Consider the following 18,096-nt stretch of genomic DNA (forward strand, 5'->3'; position numbering starts at 1 on the left):
GATGGCGGGTTTTTTTATCGAAGCAGATTAACTTATTCGTTAACCGGCTGCGGTTTGGTTGCCGGTGCGGTCGCTTGATTTACTGCCGCATGGCCACCGGCTGAGCCTTTACCTTCGAAGGCGAAGGAAGGGCGCTGCCAATCGCTGTGTTGCTGCTGCTCCGGCACATAGTCCGGTGCAGGGGCCTTGGTCATTGGCGCCGTAGCGATATGCTTGTACAGCGTATCAGCCTGTACCGGTGCGGGTTGCTGTTGCACTGCCGGCGCTTGTTTTTCAACAACGGCCGGCGCTACAGTTTCCTGAACCGGGGCAGTTTCAACCACAGGTGCAACAGGCTCGATGACGGCTTCTGCCACGGTTGCCGTTTCTTCCACCACCGATACCGGCGCTGCTTCTGCCACTGGAGTTTCTTCAACCTCAGGAGCAGTTTCAACAGCGGGTACAGCTTCAACGGCTGGAGTTTCTTCGACCACGGCGGCTGCTTCAACCACTGCAGTTTCTTCAACCGCTGGTGTTTCAGCTGCTACCGGAGTGTCTTCAGCCTGAGCAGCGATGATTGGCTCAGCGGTTTCAATAACCGGTTGGGCTTCTTCAACCGCTTCAGCCGCGACTGCCACAACTTCCGGCTGGTTAACCGGGGCGATGGCCTGTTCAGCAACCGCGGCAACCACTGGAGCGGCCACGCTGACGGCTTCTGGTGCCATGACGTTATCGGCAGCGATTTCACTAGCTTCGGCCTGAACTTCAGCTTCTTCAATCACTTGCGCAGTTTGTGTGACAGGGTAACTCACCCAGACCTTGCCTGACGCCATCTCTGGTGAAGCAAAAGCGCCCGCCAGTGGCATTGGCGACTGAGTTGGGTAACGCTCGTCACGGTAACGACGACGACGCTGACCGCTAACGCGCAGGTGACGTGGAGAACGACGTGAGCGGCGTGGCATGCCGTTTTCGCCATTAGCGCGGTTGTCACCTTGTGCATCGTCTTCAGCCTGTGCTTCAACGGTTTCCGGCAGCAGTTTAACGCTGTCTTCAGCCTGAGCAGGTTTCGCGTCCTGAGCTTTCGCTACAGGCGTTTTAGGTGCCAGCAATTCTTCCGCTGCGCGATGCAGTTCTTCTTCTGCAGACAGCACACGAACCTTCTGCGACAGAGGACGACGTTGACGACGTTGCATATTCTGCATCTGACGTTCTTCGTGATCTTCATCGCTGGCGGTATTGGCAGTAGCAGCCTCAGTGCTTTCCAGTGCGGCGACTTCCTGCTGAGCCTGACGCTTTTCTTCCTGACGACGGCGTTGGCGTTCGGCACGCTGTTCACGGCGCTGTTGCTGCTCTTCGCGCTGTGCCTTGGTGGCTTCTTCAGACTGTGGCTCATCGGTAACTGCAGCGGTAGTTTGCTGCGCATTGCGACGGTTGCGGCGCTGCTCGTCACGCACTTCGCGTGTTTCACGGCCTTCGCGGTTATCGCGTGGTTCACGATTTTCACGCGGCTCACGATTATCACGATCGCGGTTATCACGGCCTTCACCGCGCTCTTTGCGTTCTCCGCGTTCTGGACGATCGCTACGTTCTCCGCGTTCACCGCGGTCTTTACGACCGGTACCCTGACGGCGTTGACCACGACGATCCTGGCGACGGTTTTCACCGTTGCTTTCGGTTTTAGGCGCTTCGACGACAGGTTTGGCTTCGACAGCCGGTTGTTCTTCACCGGCAAACAGCGCTTTCAGACCACCGAACAGACGGCCCAACAGGCCCGGTTTGGCAGCGGCTGGTGCAGCTTGTTTGGTTACTGGTGCTGCAACAGCGGCCTGAGTAACAACGGCTTCTTCAGCCGGTGGTGGTGCATCGGCGGCCAGAGAGAACGAGGCCAGAGCCGGCTGTTCCGGGCGTTTGCGCTCCATCGGCGCATCTTCCAACGGCTGAGCCATCTCTTCTTCGTGCAGTTTCGGCAACAGGTAGCTCAGGGTTGGTGTTTCTTCACCCTTACGTACGCGCAGCACAGAGTAGTGCGGGGTTTGCATCTGATCGTTCGGCACGATGATCGCTTTCACGCCACCCTGACGTTTCTCGATCGCGCTCACCGATTCACGTTTTTCGTTCAGCAGGTAAGAAGCCACCTGGACCGGCACGATAGCGTGAACTTCCTTGGTGTTTTCTTTCAGCGCTTCTTCTTCGATCAAACGAAGAATGGACAGCGCCAGAGATTCGTTATCACGGATGGTGCCGGTGCCGTTACAGCGCGGGCAAACGTGATGGCTGGATTCACCCAGTGACGGGCTGAGGCGCTGACGCGACATCTCAAGCAGACCGAAACGGGAAATGCGGCCGATCTGGATACGCGCACGGTCTTGACGCACGGCATCGCGCAGGCGGTTTTCCACTTCGCGCTGGTGGCGAACCGGGGTCATATCGATAAAGTCGATAACGATCAGACCGCCGAGGTCACGCAGGCGCAACTGGCGAGCGATCTCGTCTGCCGCTTCCAGATTGGTATTGAACGCAGTTTCTTCGATATCGCCGCCGCGGGTTGCACGCGCGGAGTTGATGTCGATAGCGGTCAGCGCTTCGGTAGAGTCGATAACGATCGAACCGCCGGAAGGCAGGCGAACTTCACGCTGGAAGGCGGATTCGATTTGAGATTCGATTTGGTAGTGGCTGAACAGGGGGATTTCACCGCTGTACAGTTTGATTTTGCTGCTGAAATCCGGACGGCCCAGGGCAGCGATGTGCTCTTTGGCCAGATCGAGAACTTTTGGATTGTCGATCAGGATTTCGCCGATGTCCGGGCGCAGATAGTCGCGGAATGCACGTACGATGACGTTGCTTTCCTGATGGATCAGGAAGGGCGCAGCGCGGCCTTCAGCGGCTTTTTTAATCGCTTCCCAGTGCTTCAGGCGGAAAGAGAGATCCCACTGCAATGCATCGGCTGATTTGCCAACGCCTGCGGTACGAACAATCAGGCCCATGCCATCTGGGAGTTGCAGAGAAGAAAGCGCTTCTTTCAATTCAGTGCGGTCATCACCTTCGATGCGGCGTGAAATACCACCGGCACGTGGGTTGTTCGGCATCAGAACCAAATAACTGCCGGCCAGGCTGATGAAGGTGGTCAAGGCGGCGCCTTTGTTGCCACGTTCTTCTTTATCAACCTGAACGATCACTTCCTGGCCTTCGCGCAGCACATCTTTGATGTTCGGGCGACCATGGGAGGAGTAGTTACTTGGGAAGTATTCGCGAGCGATTTCTTTAAGAGGGAGGAAACCATGTCGTTCGGCGCCGTAATCTACGAACGCTGCTTCAAGACTTGGTTCTATACGAGTGATTTTGCCTTTGTAAATATTCGCTTTTTTCTGTTCATGACCCGGACTTTCAATATCCAAATCATACAGCCGCTGTCCATCTACGAGGGCAACACGCAACTCTTCCTGCTGAGTTGCGTTAATCAACATTCTTTTCATCTTAACTTACTCGTTATTTTTACATTATCGACAAAGCTGCGGGCAAAATAACCTCATGGCCGGATTAAAACCGAAAACCCCGTGTCTTCTCGCAAAGCCGTCAACCTCACGGTTGTCGCCTGCATAGGGGCGCATTATCTCGGTAAGCCTGTATTTCTTTGTGAAAAACAGCACTTTTACTAGGGGAATAGCCTCTGATTTACGTCGACAGATCTGATTCCATTTGCCGGCCAAGCTGCAACCCGCAGCCCGCTAATTGTTTGATTTCACATTACGTCTTACGCCATTGCTGCGTTTTTGCGCCATCAGACAAATTTTATAATTCCACCGTTTTCCCTGTTTAACGAGAATCAACGTGGAAAGTAAACGCATTATTCCACTGCTGATACTGTTATAGCAAGGTGACTTTTCCTTAACTGCGGAAGAAATCGCAAACGTTCAAACCGGCTTGCTGCCTTATTGTCCGCTAGGGTTTCTCCTGCAGTCAGAGAGACAGTTAAGCACAGAAAAAGAAGTGGCGCTATTTACGCGCTCTATTTAGAATCCCGCTCCATGAAAACGAACATTCCTGCAGTACAATTAATCACGATTTCTGACGACGAAGCCGGTCAGCGAATCGACAACTTTCTGCTTGCTCGCCTGAAAGGCGTGCCGAAGAGCATGATTTACCGCATCGTACGCAAAGGCGAGGTACGGGTTAATAAAGGGCGCATCAAGGCTGAATACAAGCTGGCTGCCGGTGACGTGGTGCGCGTACCGCCGGTCCGCGTTGCCGAGCGTGAAGACGCGCCGGTTTCCGCCAAGCTGGACAAAGTGGCAGCACTGGCCGATTGCATTTTGTATGAAGACGATCATTTGCTGCTGCTGAACAAGCCTTCAGGCACCGCGGTGCACGGTGGCAGCGGCCTGAGCTTTGGCGTGATTGAAGGCCTGCGCGCGCTGCGCCCGGAAGCCCGTTTCCTGGAACTGGTGCACCGGCTGGATCGCGATACTTCCGGCGTGTTGCTGGTGGCGAAAAAGCGTTCTGCACTGCGTTCGCTGCATGAGCAATTGCGGCTGAAAGGCATGCAGAAGGATTATCTGGCGCTGGTACGTGGCCAATGGCAGTCGCATTGCAAAGCCGTACAGGCCCCGTTGCTGAAAAACATTCTGCAAAGTGGCGAACGTATCGTGCGCGTCAACAGCGAAGGCAAGCCGTCGGAAACCCGCTTCAAGGTAGAGGAGCGCTTTGAACACGCCACGTTGGTCAAGGCCAGCCCGATTACCGGACGCACCCACCAGATCCGCGTTCACACCTTGCACGCAGGGCACCCGATAGCCTTCGACGACCGCTATGGCGATCGGGAATTCGATCGCCAGTTGGCAGGTACCGGGCTCAAACGCCTGTTCTTGCATGCCGCGGCACTGCGGTTCGAACACCCGGGCACCGGCGAAACCCTGCGTATCGAAGCGCCGATGGACCAGGAGTTGCGCCACTGCCTGCAGGTATTGCGCAAGCAGGCCAAAGGCCAGTAAGTAAAACTATTTTATACCAGCGGGTTGATGCCTTCAGCCCGCAGCATCTCCAGCAGGGCTATCAGCGGCAGACCGATCAACGCGTTCGGATCTCGCCCCTCCAGTTTATCGAACAACGCAATGCCCAGACCTTCACTTTTAAAACTTCCCGCGCAGTTGAGCGGCTGTTCAAGACGCACATAAGCGCTGATTTCTGCGTCGCTCAGCGCACGGAAATGCACATGGAAAGGTTCGCAAAGCGCCTGCAGATGTTGGCTACGGCTGTTGTACAGCGCCAGACCGGTATAAAACGTCACCCTTTGGCCACTGGCCTGGCGCAATTGCGCGCAGGCGTTCTCTTCGGTATGCGGTTTTCCGGTTATTTTACCGTCGATCACGCAGACCTGGTCGGAACCGATAATCAAATGATCGGGATAGGCGATGGCCAATGCCTGGGCTTTCGCCGTCGCCAGCCGCAAGACCAGCGCTTCGGCAGTTTCCCCGGCCTGCGGGGTTTCATCGACCTGCGGCGCGTCACAGGTAAAAGGCAGATGCAGTTTTTCCAACAGCATCTGGCGGTAGGTCGAGGTGGAGGCGAGGAGCAGTCTCTGCATAATTTTTTTCGTAAACCGTAGCGTAAATAGAGAGGGCATTTTAAACTGTCCGCCGCTGAGGAAGCGAATATTGGTGAAAGGTGCCGTTTTACGGCCTTTTTCTTTGACTCTAAGTCGTTACAAAGTTAATATGCGCGCCCTATGCAAAAGGTAAAATTACCCTTGACCATTGATGCGGTACGTACCGCTCAGAAACGCCTGGACTATGTTGGTTCCTATGCGCCTGAGCAGGTTACACGTGTTGCTGCCTCTGTGGTCAGTGTGGACAGTGATGTTGAGGTCTCGTTATCTTTCGATATTGATAACCAGCGCCTCGCGGTGATAACAGGGCATGCGGACGTCCAGGTAATGCTGATGTGCCAACGCTGCGGAGTCCCGTTTGAACACCATGTTCACACAACATATTGTTTTAGCCCGGTCGTCAATGATGAGCAGGCTGAGGCATTACCGGGAGCGTACGAGCCGATCGAAGTCGATGAGTTTGGCGAAGTCGATCTGCTGGCAATGATTGAAGACGAAATTATTCTTTCACTGCCTGTCGTCCCGGTACATGAATCTGAACACTGTGAAGTGTCCGAAGCGGACATGGTCTTTGGCAAACTGCCTCCAGAGGCGGAGAAACCAAACCCATTTGCCGTATTAGCCAGTTTAAAGCGTAAGTAATTAAGGAGTAAGGTCCATGGCCGTACAACAAAATAAACCAACCCGTTCCAAACGTGGCATGCGTCGTTCACACGATGCTCTGACCACCACCACTTTGTCTGTTGATGCGACTTCTGGTGAAACTCATCGTCGTCACCACATCACTGCCGACGGTTTCTACCGCGGTCGCAAGGTTATCGGCTAAGTAGCGGTACCTTGACTCGTCTAACCCTGGCGTTAGATGCAATGGGCGGGGACTTCGGTCCCTGCGTCACAGTGCCTGCTTCATTGCAGGCACTGGCCTCTAATTTACAGCTTCATCTTCTGCTGGTCGGCAATCCCGACACCCTCTCTCCTTTACTTGCCAAAGCCGATCCGGTTCTTCTGGAACGTTTGCAAGTCGTGCCCGCTGAATCTGTGATTGCCGGCGACGCCAAACCCTCACAAGCGATTCGTGCCAGCCGTGGCACTTCCATGCGTATTGCGCTGGAACTGACCAAAAACGGTGATGCGCAGGGCTGTGTCAGCGCGGGCAATACCGGCGCGCTGATGGGGTTGGCGAAAATGCTGATCAAGCCGCTGGACGGTATTGAACGTCCGGCGCTGATGACGGTGATCCCGAATCAGCTGGGCGGTAAAACCGTGGTGCTGGATCTGGGCGCCAATGTCGAATGCGACAGCACCATGCTGGTGCAGTTTGCGGTGATGGGCGCGGTGATGGCCGAAGAGGTGGTGGGGATTGCGCAACCTCGCGTGGCGCTGCTGAATATTGGTGAAGAAGAAACCAAAGGTCTGGATAATATCCGCGAAGCGGCTGCCGTGCTAAAAAATACACCGGCAATCAACTATATTGGTTACCTGGAAGGCAACGATCTTCTCACCGGGAAAACCGATGTGATGGTCTGCGACGGCTTTGTGGGTAACGTCACCCTGAAAACCATGGAAGGGGTGGTAAGAGTATTTTTATCGCTGCTGAAATCATCCGGAGACGGTGGCAAGCAGGCGTGGTGGTTAAAATTGTTGGGCCGTTGGTTGCAAAAACGGGTGGTAAAGCGGTTCGGCCACCTGAACCCCGACCAGTATAATGGCGCATGTCTGTTAGGATTGCGCAGCACCGTAATCAAGAGCCACGGCGCTGCGAACCCGCACGCGTTTGCAGTTGCAATCGAACAGGCTGTGCAGGCGGTGCAGCGGCAAGTCCCTGACAGGATTGCTGCGCGCCTTGAAGCTGTATTACCTAAGAGTGACTGATCGTACATGTATACAAAGATTCTCGGTACGGGGAGTTATTTACCCGTACAAGTGCGCACCAACGCTGACCTTGAAAAAATGGTGGATACCTCTGACGAGTGGATCGTCACGCGTACCGGTATCCGTGAACGCCGTCTCGCTGCTGCTGATGAAACCGTGGCGACGATGGGCTTCCATGCTGCTGAAAAAGCGCTGGAAATGGCAGGTGTGGCTAAAGAAGATATCGGGCTGATCGTTGTGGCTACCACCACTTCGAGCCACGCATTCCCAAGTTCTGCCTGCCAGGTGCAGCAGTTGCTGGGGATTAAAGATTGTGCGGCTTTCGATTTGGCGGCTGCCTGTGCCGGTTTCACTTACGCGTTGAGCGTTGCCGATCAGTACGTTAAGAACGGCGCGGTGAAACGTGCCCTGGTGATTGGTGCCGACGTGCTGTCCCGCACGCTGGATCCTGAAGATCGCGGCACCATCATTCTGTTTGGTGATGGCGCGGGCGCAGTGGTGTTGGGCGCTTCTGAAGAGCCGGGCATTCTGTCGACTCACCTGCATGCGGACGGCACCTACGGCGGTCTGCTGACCTTGCCGTTCAAGGATCGTCAGGATCAGGACAAGCCGGCCTATGTCACCATGGCGGGCAATGAAGTCTTCAAGGTTGCGGTTACCGAACTGGCTCACATCGTTGACGAAACGCTGCAGGCCAATAATCTGGACCGCAGCCAGCTGGATTGGCTGGTGCCGCACCAGGCCAATCTGCGCATTATCAGCGCAACGGCGAAAAAACTGGGTATGGGGATGGATAAAGTGGTGGTGACGCTCGATCGTCACGGTAACACCTCTGCCGCCTCGGTCCCCGCAGCGCTCGATGAAGCGGTGCGCGATGGGCGGATCCAACGCGGCCAACTGGTGCTGCTGGAAGCCTTCGGCGGCGGCTTTACCTGGGGCTCGGCGCTGGTTCGCTTCTGATTAACAGGAAGAAAAAATGACGCAATTTGCTTTTGTTTTCCCAGGCCAGGGCTCACAGTCCCTGGGCATGCTGGCCGATTTGGCCGCTCAATATCCGATCGTTGAAGCGACTTTCAGCGAAGCTTCTTCCGTGCTGGGTTACGACCTGTGGCAACTGGTTCAGCAAGGGCCAGCGGAAGAACTGAACAAAACCTGGCAGACGCAACCGGCATTGCTGGCTGCTTCCGTAGCGATCTTCCGCGTCTGGCAGCAGCAGGGCGGCAAAATGCCTGCCATCATGGCCGGCCACAGCCTGGGTGAATACTCGGCTTTGGTCTGTGCGGGCGTGCTGGATTTCCAAGCGGCAATCCGCCTGGTTGAGCTGCGCGGCAAACTGATGCAGGAAGCGGTGCCGGAAGGCACTGGCGCGATGTCCGCCATCATTGGTCTGGACAACGCGGCTATCGCCAAAGCTTGTGAAGAGTCAGCCCAAGGGCAGGTCGTTTCTCCGGTGAACTTCAATTCCCCGGGCCAGGTGGTGATTGCCGGCAATAAAGAAGCGGTTGAGCGTGCAGGCGCAGCCTGTAAAGCTGCCGGCGCCAAGCGCGCGCTGCCGTTGCCGGTGAGCGTGCCTTCGCACTGCGCACTGATGAAGCCGGCTGCAGATAAACTGGCCGTGGCGTTGCAAGACATCACCTTCAGCGCACCGCAGGTGCCGGTGGTGAATAACGTTGACGTCCGTGCTGAAAGCGATCCAGAAGCGATCCGCAGCGCGCTGGTGCGTCAGTTGTACAGCCCGGTACGTTGGACCGAGAGCGTTGAGTTTATGGCAGCACAGGGCGTTACGTCGCTGCTAGAGGTTGGTCCGGGCAAGGTTCTGACCGGTCTGACTAAACGTATTGTTGATACCCTGACGGCGGCGGCGGTGAATGACGCTGCCAGCCTGACAGCGGCGCTTGAACAATAAAGAGGAAAACAATGAGCTTCGAAGGTAAAGTTGTTCTGGTCACCGGCGCGAGCCGGGGTATTGGCCGGGCTATTGCAGAAACGTTTGTGGCACGCGGCGCAAAAGTGATCGGCACCGCCACCAGTGAAAGCGGCGCTGAGGCTATCAGCAGCTATCTGGGTGCGAACGGCAAAGGGTTTGCATTGAACGTGGTCGATGCTCAATCTATCGACAGCGTTCTGGCATCTATTCGTGCTGAATTTGGCGAAATCGACATTTTAGTGAATAATGCCGGCATTACGCGTGATAACCTCCTGATGCGTATGAAGGACGACGAGTGGCAGGATATCCTGAACACCAATCTGACTTCCGTATTCCGTCTGTCAAAAGCGGTAATGCGAGCTATGATGAAAAAGCGGTTTGGCCGGATCATCACCATCGGTTCCGTCGTCGGTACCATGGGGAACGCAGGGCAGGCTAATTACGCGGCGGCTAAAGCCGGTCTGATTGGCTTTAGTAAGTCTTTGGCACGTGAAGTTGCTTCGCGTGGCATTACGGTCAACGTCGTGGCACCTGGCTTTATTGAGACGGACATGACACGGGCGTTGACAGATGATCAACGCGCAGGCATTTTGTCATCAGTTCCAGCCAATCGGCTGGGGGATGCTAAAGAAATTGCCAGCGCTGTTGCATTTTTAGCCTCTGATGAGGCTGGCTACATCACCGGTGAAACGTTACATGTCAATGGCGGCATGTACATGATTTAAAAAATGCGAAAACTATTTGCGTTATTTGGGGTAAAAACCGCAAAATAGCGTAAAATCGTGGTTTGACCAGCCGGGATTTAGTTGCATCTTTTTCAACATTTTATACACTACGAAAACCATCGCGAAAGCGAGTTTTGATAGGAAATTTAAGAGTATGAGCACTATCGAAGAACGCGTTAAGAAAATCATTGTTGAGCAGTTGGGTGTTAAACAGGAAGAAGTTTTAAATAACGCTTCTTTCGTTGAAGATCTGGGTGCTGATTCTCTTGACACCGTTGAGCTGGTAATGGCTCTGGAAGAAGAGTTCGACACCGAGATTCCAGACGAAGAAGCTGAGAAAATCACTACTGTTCAGGCAGCTATTGATTTCATCAACGCTAGCCAGCAGTAAGAGAACATATCTAGGCGGTCACTCGACCGCCTAAGTTTTTTCTATCCCTAGTGTCATATTTTTCCCTCCTTGGAGGACAAACGTGTCTAAGCGTCGAGTAGTTGTGACCGGACTGGGCATGTTGTCTCCTGTCGGCAATACGGTAGAGTCCACATGGAACGCTCTTCTTGCCGGTCAGAGTGGCATCAGCCTGATCGACCATTTCGATACCTCTGCCTATGCGACCAAGTTTGCAGGCCTGGTAAAGAATTTTAATTCAGAAGATTTCATCTCCCGCAAAGATGCGCGCAAGATGGACGCCTTCATCCAGTACGGTATCGCAGCCGGCATGCAAGCCATGCAGGACGCACAACTGGATATCACCGAGGCTAACGCCAGCCGCATTGGTGCCGCTATCGGCTCCGGTATTGGCGGCCTGGGTTTGATTGAAGAGAACCACAGTTCACTGGTTAACGGTGGCCCACGGAAAATCAGTCCGTTCTTTGTGCCGTCAACCATTGTTAACATGATTGCAGGCCACCTGACTATCATGTACGGCATGCGTGGCCCGAGCATTTCGATCGCCACCGCCTGTACCTCAGGTGTGCACAACATCGGCCATGCCGCGCGTATCATTGCTTACAATGATGCTGACGTCATGCTGGCCGGTGGGGCAGAAAAAGCCAGTACCCCGTTGGGCGTCGGCGGCTTTGGCGCAGCACGCGCGCTGTCGACCCGCAACGAAGATCCGCAGGCAGCCAGCCGCCCTTGGGACAAGGACCGTGACGGTTTTGTTCTGGGTGACGGTGCCGGCATGATGGTGCTGGAAGAGTACGAACACGCCAAAAAACGCGGTGCCAAGATTTATGCTGAAGTTGTCGGCTTTGGGATGAGCAGCGATGCTTATCACATGACGTCTCCTCCTGAAAACGGTGCGGGCGCAGCGCTGGCAATGGAAAATGCGTTGCTCGATGCAGGTGTGACCACGTCACAAATCGGCTATATCAATGCGCACGGCACCTCAACGCCGGCTGGCGACAAAGCCGAAACGCAGGCGGTGAAGTCGGTATTTGGCAGCGATGCGCAGCGTGTGATGGTCAGCTCGACCAAATCGATGACCGGCCACCTGTTAGGTGCGGCAGGCGCGATTGAGTCGATCTTCACCGTACTGGCATTGCGTGACCAGGCCGTTCCGCCAACCATCAACCTGGATAATCCGGATGAAGGTTGCGATCTGGACTTCGTTCCGCACGAAGCACGCCAGGTGAGCGATATGCAGTACACGCTGTGTAACTCCTTCGGTTTCGGCGGCACCAACGGTTCTCTGATCTTCCGCAAGGTGTAATAACCTCTGCTGGCGGACGGTAAAAAAGCCCGGTTTTTTAAACCGGGCTTTTTTTATGGCGCTGACCTGCCGGGGCCCGGCTTGGCGATGCTTTTGTCGAACGGCCAACTGCTGCTAATGGCGTCGGCGCCTGTTATTCTGTAGTGGAAACCAAAGCGCTCAGGGGGAGTCTATGTACTGGATAAACGGGCAGCAACACGATGCGCTGGCGCCGAGCGATCGCGGTTTGCAATTTGGCGACGGCTGTTTCACTACCGCACGAGTGGTTGAGGGCAAAATTGACCTGTTGCCCTGGCATATCGAACGTTTGCAGCAAGCGGCGCAACGGTTGATGCTGCCGACCTGTGACTGGGCGGCTTTGGAATATGAAATGGTACGCGCGGCAGAATCTATCCCGCAGGGCGTGGTCAAAGCGATACTGACGCGGGGCAGCGGTGGGCGAGGTTACAGTCCGAAAGGATGTGAGCATCCCACGCGGATTGTTTCTCGCAGCGCCTATCCGCTGCACTATTTGCAATGGCGTGAACAGGGCATCAGCCTGGCGCTTAGCCCGGTAACGCTGGCTCGTCATCCGCTGCTGGCGGGGCTGAAACACCTGAATCGTTTGGAGCAGGTGTTGATCCGCGCGCATCTTGACCAGACGGCCGCAGACGAGGCGCTGGTGCTTGACACTGCCGGTATGCTGGTGGAATGCTGTGCGGCTAATTTGTTCTGGCGAAAGGGGAAAGCGGTCTTCACGCCGGATCTGAGCCAGGCAGGCGTGGCCGGACTGATGCGTCGCCGGGTAATTGAGCTGCTGGCAGGCAGTAAGTATTCATTGCATTACGTCAGCGAGCCGCTGGAGACGCTGGCCGAGGCCGAGGAATTGCTGGTGAGCAATGCGCTAATGCCATTGCTGCCGGTGAACATGGCACACTCCTGGCACTACTCTTCGCGCCAACTCTATGATTTTTTGCGCCCACATTGTTAACGATGGCTGATTGATGAAGAAAAGTAAGCTGAAGTTCGTTTCTATTATTGTTGTTCTGGTAGCGGGCCTGTTGTTTTGGGCATACCAGAAGGTCGAACGTTTCGCGGACACGCCATTGGCGATCCAGCAGGAAGCCATTTTTAAACTGCCGGCGGGCACCGGACGGGTGGCGCTGGAAGGGCTGCTGGTTCGTGACAAGCTGATCCGCAACGGCATGTGGTTCCCGTGGCTGTTGCGTGTGGAGCCGCAACTGGCGGAGTTTAAGGCGGGTACCTACCGCTTTACGCCTGGCATGACGGTGCGCGAGATGCTCAAACTGCTGGCCAGCGGCAAAGAAGCCCAGTTCAGCGCGCGCTTTATCGAAGGTTCTCGCCTGCGTGACTGGCTGGCGGTGCTGCAACAGTCCAAATACCTCAAACATACGCTGGCGGGCAAAAGCGAAACGGAAATTGCCGTGGCATTAGGCTTGCCGGAGGGGACTAACCCTGAAGGGCGCCTGTACCCAGATACCTATCTGTACACTGCGGGCATGAGCGACATTGCGTTGTTAAAGCGTGCTCATTTGCGAATGACCAAGGCGCTGGAAGAGGTCTGGCAAGGTCGCGACACCAGCCTGCCGTACAAAACGCCCGAAGAGCTGCTGACCATGGCCTCGATCATTGAGAAAGAGACCGCAGTGCCGGAAGAACGCACCAAGGTGGCTTCGGTCTTTATTAACCGCCTGCGCATTGGCATGCGTTTGCAGACCGATCCAACGGTGATTTACGGCATGGGCAATAGTTATAATGGCGATATCACCCGCAAAGATTTGGAAACGCCGACGGCGTACAACACCTATGTGATCAACGGCCTGCCGCCAACGCCGATTGCCATGCCTGGCAAGGCTTCGCTGGCCGCCGCCGCCAATCCGGCGAAAACCCCTTATCTGTACTTTGTTGCCGACGGCAAAGGTGGGCATCAATTTACCACTAACCTGGCCAGCCATAATCAGGCGGTGCGCGCCTATCGCCAGGCGTTGAAGGAAAAGAATGAAAAGTAAATTTGTGGTTATCGAAGGGCTAGAGGGCGCGGGCAAAACTACCGCTCGCGATACCGTGGTCGACGTACTGCGCCAGCACGGCATCAACGATATTGTCTTTACCCGTGAACCCGGTGGCACGCCGTTGGCGGAAAAGCTGCGCGACCTGTTCAAGCGCGGTGTGGACGGTGAGCTACCGACCATCAAAGCCGAGGTGCTGATGCTGTACGCAGCTCGCGTGCAATTGGTGGAAACGGTGATCAAACCGGCGTTGGCGCGCGGTGCCTGGGTGGTTGGCGATCGTCACGATTTGTCTTCGCAGGCCTATCAGGGCGGTGGTCGTGGTGTCGATCAACAACTGATGGCTTCATTGCGTGACACCGTGTTGGGCGATTTCCAACCGGACCTGACGCTTTATCTGGATTTACCGCCGTTAGTGGGGTTGCAACGCGCCCGCGCCCGCGGCGAATTGGATCGCATCGAACAAGAAGCGCTACCGTTCTTTGAGCGCACTCGCGCGCGCTATCTGGAACTGGCGGCGCAGGACGAGACCATCGTCACCGTTGACGCGGCCCAATCGCTGGAGCAGGTGACGGCAGCGATTCGTGACAGCCTCAGCAAATGGCTGCAGCAGGAAGGCGCGTAATGAACTGGTACCCGTGGCTGAATACCCCTTACCGGCAGTTGGTCGGGCAATATGCTGCCGATCGCGGTCATCATGCTTTGCTGCTGCATGCGGCGGCAGGCAATGGCGAAGAGGCGCTGGCCTACGGGCTGAGCCGCTGGCTGATTTGCCAGCGCCGTAACGGTGAGAAAAGCTGCGGCGAATGTCATAGCTGCCGGTTAATGCTGGCGGGCAATCACCCGGATTATCACGTGCTGACGCCGGAAAAGGGCAAAAGCAGCCTGGGCGTAGAGCCCATTCGTCAGGTGATTGAGATCCTTTACTCCCATGCGCAGCAGGGCGGAGCCAAGGTGATCTGGTTGCCGCAGGCGGAGCTGCTGACCGAGGCGGCCGCCAATGCGTTGTTGAAAACCCTGGAAGAACCACCGGAAAAAACCTATTTCCTGTTGAGTTGCCGTGAGCCTTCACGCCTGTTGGCGACGTTGCGCAGCCGCTGTTTGTACTGGCACCTGGCCAGCCCGGACGAACAGCTCAGCCTGCAGTGGTTGAACCGGCAAACGTCGGGTAATCCGGTCGATCTGCTGACCGCATTGCGTTTGCACGATGGCGCTCCTCTGGCCGCCGAGCAGTTGTTGCAGCCGGAACGTTGGCAACAGCGTAGCGCGCTGTGTGCTGCCCTGAACACCGCTTTGCCGCAGCATGACATGCTGTCCTTGCTGCCGGTGTTGAATCACGAAGACGTCGCCGAGCGGCTACACTGGTTATGCGCATTGCTGGTAGACGCCATGAAGTGGCAGCAGGGGGCGGCGAGTTTTGCCCTCAACCAGGATCAGCAACCCTTGGTGCACCAACTGGCCAGCCGTTTGAGCAGCAATTCACTGCAGCAAGTCGTGCAGCAATGGCTTAATTGCCGCCATCAGTTGCTCAGCGTGGTCGGCGTTAACCGTGAGCTGCTGCTGACCGAACAGTTACTTGGCTGGGAGCAGATGCTAGGCGCTACCGGCTATTCTCACCCTCATTCGCTGTAAAAGAGTTAAATATTATGTTGTTAGTAGATTCTCATTGCCACCTCGATGGCCTGGATTACCAAACCCTGCACCAAAATGTGGATGACGCGCTGGCCAAAGCCAAGGCGCGCGATGTCGGTTACGTACTGGCGGTCGCTACCACCTTGCCGGGCTATCAGGCCATGACGCAGTTGATTGGCCAACGCGACGACGTGGCTTTCTCCTGCGGTGTGCATCCGCTCAATCTGGAAGGCGGTTACGACTATGCGGAACTGCGCCGTTTGGCGGCGGCAGAGCAGGTGGTGGCGCTGGGGGAAACCGGGCTGGATTATTTCTATCAGAAAGACAATCTTGAACTGCAGCAAGCGTCGTTCCGTGAGCATATCCGCATCGGTCGCGATCTGAACAAACCGGTGATCGTGCATACCCGTGATGCGCGTGAAGACACGTTGGCGATCCTGCGGGAAGAAAATGCCCAGGACTGTGGCGGCGTACTGCACTGCTTCACTGAAGATTGCGCCACTGCTGAAGCCCTGTTGGACTTAGGGTTCTACATTTCCTTTTCCGGCATCCTGACCTTCCGCAACGCCGAGCAGCTGCGTGATGTGGCGCGTTATGTGCCGCTGGACCGCATTCTGGTGGAAACCGACTCGCCGTATCTGGCTCCGGTGCCGCATCGCGGTAAAGAAAACCAACCTGCCTACGTGCGCGATGTGGCTGAATACATGGCGGTATTGAAGGGCGTGAGCCTGGAAACGCTGGCCGAAACCACCACCGCCAACTTTTCACGCTTATTTCACATCGAACTCTGATCTTTGGCCTAGGCTATAGCTGTAGTCATCGAATCTGGAATTTTTTTTAAGCTCGTAATTAATCGCCGAAACGGGTAATGTTCCCACCCGTTTCAGGGCGAGGTGCGGGCGTTTTTTCCTCTTTTTTGACAAAAAATAGGCGATTTAAGAAAAATACCCGGTTTTGTTCATTGAAACGTGACTGCCATCAAACATTGCGCAGCCTATTTATTTTACTCTGCGTAAAAATTCAAGGGGTGCTCAGACACCCTGAATTGCAGGGGTTTTTCTCCCCCCCTTGCAACGCGAAGAATCGCGGAAAGTAGCAAAGCACTATTACTCAGGAGCACACTCAACTATGTTCAAGAACGCATTTGCAAACCTGCAAAAAGTAGGTAAGTCGCTAATGCTGCCGGTGTCCGTATTGCCTATCGCAGGTATCCTGCTGGGCGTCGGTTCCGCCAACTTTAGCTGGCTACCTGCGGTAGTCTCCCACGTGATGGCGGAAGCCGGCGGTTCCGTTTTCGCCAATATGCCGCTGATCTTCGCCATCGGTGTTGCCTTGGGCTTCACCAATAACGACGGTGTCTCCGCGTTAGCCGCAGTAGTGGCTTACGGCATCATGGTGAAAACCATGGCGGTAGTGGCGCCTTTGGTGCTGCACCTGCCGGCTGAAGAAATCGCGGCCAAACACCTGGCGGATACAGGTGTGCTCGGGGGGATTATCTCCGGCTCCATCGCGGCCTATATGTTTAACCGCTTCTTCCGCATTCAATTGCCGGAATACCTGGGCTTCTTTGCCGGTAAGCGCTTTGTGCCGATCATCTCCGGCCTGGCGGCAATCGTTCTGGGCGTAGTGCTGTCCTTCATCTGGCCTCCTATCGGTACGGCTATCCAGACCTTTTCCCAGTGGGCTGCGTATCAGAACCCGGTAGTGGCATTTGGTATCTACGGCGTGGTTGAACGTGCGCTGGTGCCGTTCGGTCTGCACCACATCTGGAACGTACCTTTCCAAATGCAGATTGGTGAATACACCAACGCGGCGGGCCAGGTGTTCCACGGTGACATCCCACGTTATATGGCGGGTGACCCGACTGCGGGTAAACTGTCCGGTGGCTTCCTGTTCAAAATGTACGGTCTGCCTGCTGCGGCGATTGCCATCTGGCACTCGGCCAAGCCGGAAAACCGCGCAAAAGTCGGCGGCATCATGATCTCCGCTGCGCTGACCTCGTTCCTGACCGGTATCACCGAACCGATCGAGTTCTCCTTCATGTTCGTTGCGCCGATCCTGTACGCAATCCACGCCATTCTGGCTGGCCTGGCGTTCCCGATCTGTATCCTGTTGGGGATGCGTGACGGCACCAGCTTCTCGCACGGTCTGATCGACTTTATCGTGCTGAGTGGTAACAGCAGCAAAATCTGGCTGTTCCCAGTGGTCGGTATCATCTACGGTCTGGTGTACTACACCATCTTCCGCGTGCTGATTGCCAAACTGGATCTGAAAACACCAGGTCGCGAAGACACGGCTTCTGAGCAGGTTGCCCAGGGCGGTTCAGAAATGTCTGCTGCACTGGTTCAGGCTTTCGGCGGTAAAGAGAACATCACCAACCTGGATGCCTGTATCACTCGACTGCGCGTTAGCGTGGCGGATGTGAGCAAGGTTGACCAGGCTGGCTTGAAAAAACTGGGTGCTGCCGGCGTTGTCGTCGCAGGCTCGGGGGTTCAGGCTATCTTTGGTACCAAATCTGACAACCTGAAAACGGATATGGACGAATACATCCGCAACCATTAATTCAGGTCAGGCAGGGGAGTTTTAAGGGAGGCGAAAGCCTCCCTTTTTTATTGTTTTTTCCATTGAATTATAA

General features: G+C 55.5%; 17 protein-coding genes. 15 read left to right on the forward strand and 2 right to left on the reverse strand.

Annotated features, from left to right (window positions below; genetic code table 11):
* Positions 1–32: 32 nt before the first annotated feature.
* Positions 33–3,452 (reverse strand): ribonuclease E, encoded by a 3,420-nt coding sequence (rne, locus tag LQ945_RS22770; protein ID WP_270101789.1) that lies wholly within the window; start codon positions 3,450–3,452, stop codon positions 33–35.
* A gap of 552 nt (positions 3,453–4,004) precedes the next feature.
* Between rne and rluC the strand changes: the two genes are divergently transcribed.
* Entirely contained in the window at positions 4,005–4,967 is a 963-nt protein-coding gene (rluC, locus tag LQ945_RS22775; protein ID WP_182825152.1) for a 23S rRNA pseudouridine(955/2504/2580) synthase RluC, read from the forward strand.
* 11 nt (positions 4,968–4,978) lie between these two features.
* On the opposite strand, the gene LQ945_RS22780 is transcribed toward rluC, so the two are convergent.
* Entirely contained in the window at positions 4,979–5,560 is a 582-nt protein-coding gene (locus LQ945_RS22780) for a Maf family protein (protein ID WP_270101790.1), read from the reverse strand.
* A gap of 141 nt (positions 5,561–5,701) precedes the next feature.
* Here LQ945_RS22780 and yceD point away from each other — a divergent pair, with 141 nt between their 5' ends.
* The 14 genes from yceD (at position 5,702) to ptsG (ending at position 18,023) form a co-directional block, all read left to right on the forward strand.
* Entirely contained in the window at positions 5,702–6,223 is a 522-nt protein-coding gene (gene yceD / locus LQ945_RS22785; RefSeq protein ID WP_020826334.1) for a 23S rRNA accumulation protein YceD, read from the forward strand.
* A gap of 16 nt (positions 6,224–6,239) precedes the next feature.
* Positions 6,240–6,407 carry a 50S ribosomal protein L32 gene (gene rpmF / locus LQ945_RS22790; protein ID WP_004943042.1) on the forward strand — a complete coding sequence of 56 codons (168 nt, stop codon included), beginning with the start codon at positions 6,240–6,242 and terminating at the stop codon, positions 6,405–6,407.
* Positions 6,408–6,418: 11 nt separating this feature from the next.
* Positions 6,419–7,453, forward strand: coding sequence for a phosphate acyltransferase PlsX (gene plsX, locus LQ945_RS22795; RefSeq protein WP_071827011.1), 1,035 nt, complete (start codon positions 6,419–6,421; stop codon positions 7,451–7,453).
* Positions 7,454–7,459: 6 nt separating this feature from the next.
* The gene (locus LQ945_RS22800; RefSeq protein ID WP_270101791.1) at positions 7,460–8,413 is read left to right on the forward strand and encodes a beta-ketoacyl-ACP synthase III; all 954 of its coding nucleotides are present in this window, start codon (positions 7,460–7,462) and stop codon (positions 8,411–8,413) included.
* 16 nt (positions 8,414–8,429) lie between these two features.
* Positions 8,430–9,359, forward strand: a complete 930-nt coding sequence (gene fabD, locus LQ945_RS22805) for an ACP S-malonyltransferase (RefSeq protein WP_020826337.1) — start codon at positions 8,430–8,432, stop codon at positions 9,357–9,359.
* An 11-nt stretch (positions 9,360–9,370) separates the two neighbouring features.
* Complete coding sequence (gene fabG / locus LQ945_RS22810) at positions 9,371–10,105, forward strand: 3-oxoacyl-ACP reductase FabG (RefSeq protein WP_020826338.1); 735 nt, start codon at positions 9,371–9,373, stop codon at positions 10,103–10,105.
* Positions 10,106–10,259: 154 nt separating this feature from the next.
* A complete protein-coding gene (gene acpP / locus LQ945_RS22815) occupies positions 10,260–10,496 on the forward strand; it encodes an acyl carrier protein (RefSeq protein ID WP_004719003.1) in 237 nt (78 codons plus the stop codon).
* 82 nt (positions 10,497–10,578) lie between these two features.
* Positions 10,579–11,820, forward strand: a complete 1,242-nt coding sequence (gene fabF, locus LQ945_RS22820; RefSeq protein ID WP_041414447.1) for a beta-ketoacyl-ACP synthase II — start codon at positions 10,579–10,581, stop codon at positions 11,818–11,820.
* Positions 11,821–11,992: 172 nt separating this feature from the next.
* A complete protein-coding gene (gene pabC / locus LQ945_RS22825) occupies positions 11,993–12,790 on the forward strand; it encodes an aminodeoxychorismate lyase (protein WP_270101793.1) in 798 nt (265 codons plus the stop codon).
* 13 nt (positions 12,791–12,803) lie between these two features.
* The gene (mltG, locus tag LQ945_RS22830) at positions 12,804–13,829 is read left to right on the forward strand and encodes an endolytic transglycosylase MltG (protein ID WP_270101794.1); all 1,026 of its coding nucleotides are present in this window, start codon (positions 12,804–12,806) and stop codon (positions 13,827–13,829) included.
* Positions 13,819–14,454: a dTMP kinase gene (gene tmk, locus LQ945_RS22835; protein WP_270101795.1), complete on the forward strand. Its 636-nt coding sequence runs from the start codon at positions 13,819–13,821 to the stop codon at positions 14,452–14,454. The genes mltG and tmk overlap by 11 nt, the downstream gene beginning before the upstream one ends.
* Positions 14,454–15,461 (forward strand): DNA polymerase III subunit delta', encoded by a 1,008-nt coding sequence (holB, locus tag LQ945_RS22840; RefSeq protein WP_270101796.1) that lies wholly within the window; start codon positions 14,454–14,456, stop codon positions 15,459–15,461. Before tmk ends, holB begins: the two co-directional genes overlap by 1 nt.
* A gap of 14 nt (positions 15,462–15,475) precedes the next feature.
* Positions 15,476–16,252, forward strand: a complete 777-nt coding sequence (locus tag LQ945_RS22845; protein ID WP_262241177.1) for a metal-dependent hydrolase — start codon at positions 15,476–15,478, stop codon at positions 16,250–16,252.
* A 337-nt stretch (positions 16,253–16,589) separates the two neighbouring features.
* Positions 16,590–18,023, forward strand: coding sequence for a PTS glucose transporter subunit IIBC (gene ptsG / locus LQ945_RS22850; RefSeq protein WP_020826345.1), 1,434 nt, complete (start codon positions 16,590–16,592; stop codon positions 18,021–18,023).
* The last annotated feature ends 73 nt before the right edge of the window (positions 18,024–18,096 follow it).

The organism is Serratia liquefaciens, assembly GCF_027594825.1.
GTDB lineage: Bacteria > Pseudomonadota > Gammaproteobacteria > Enterobacterales > Enterobacteriaceae > Serratia > Serratia liquefaciens_A.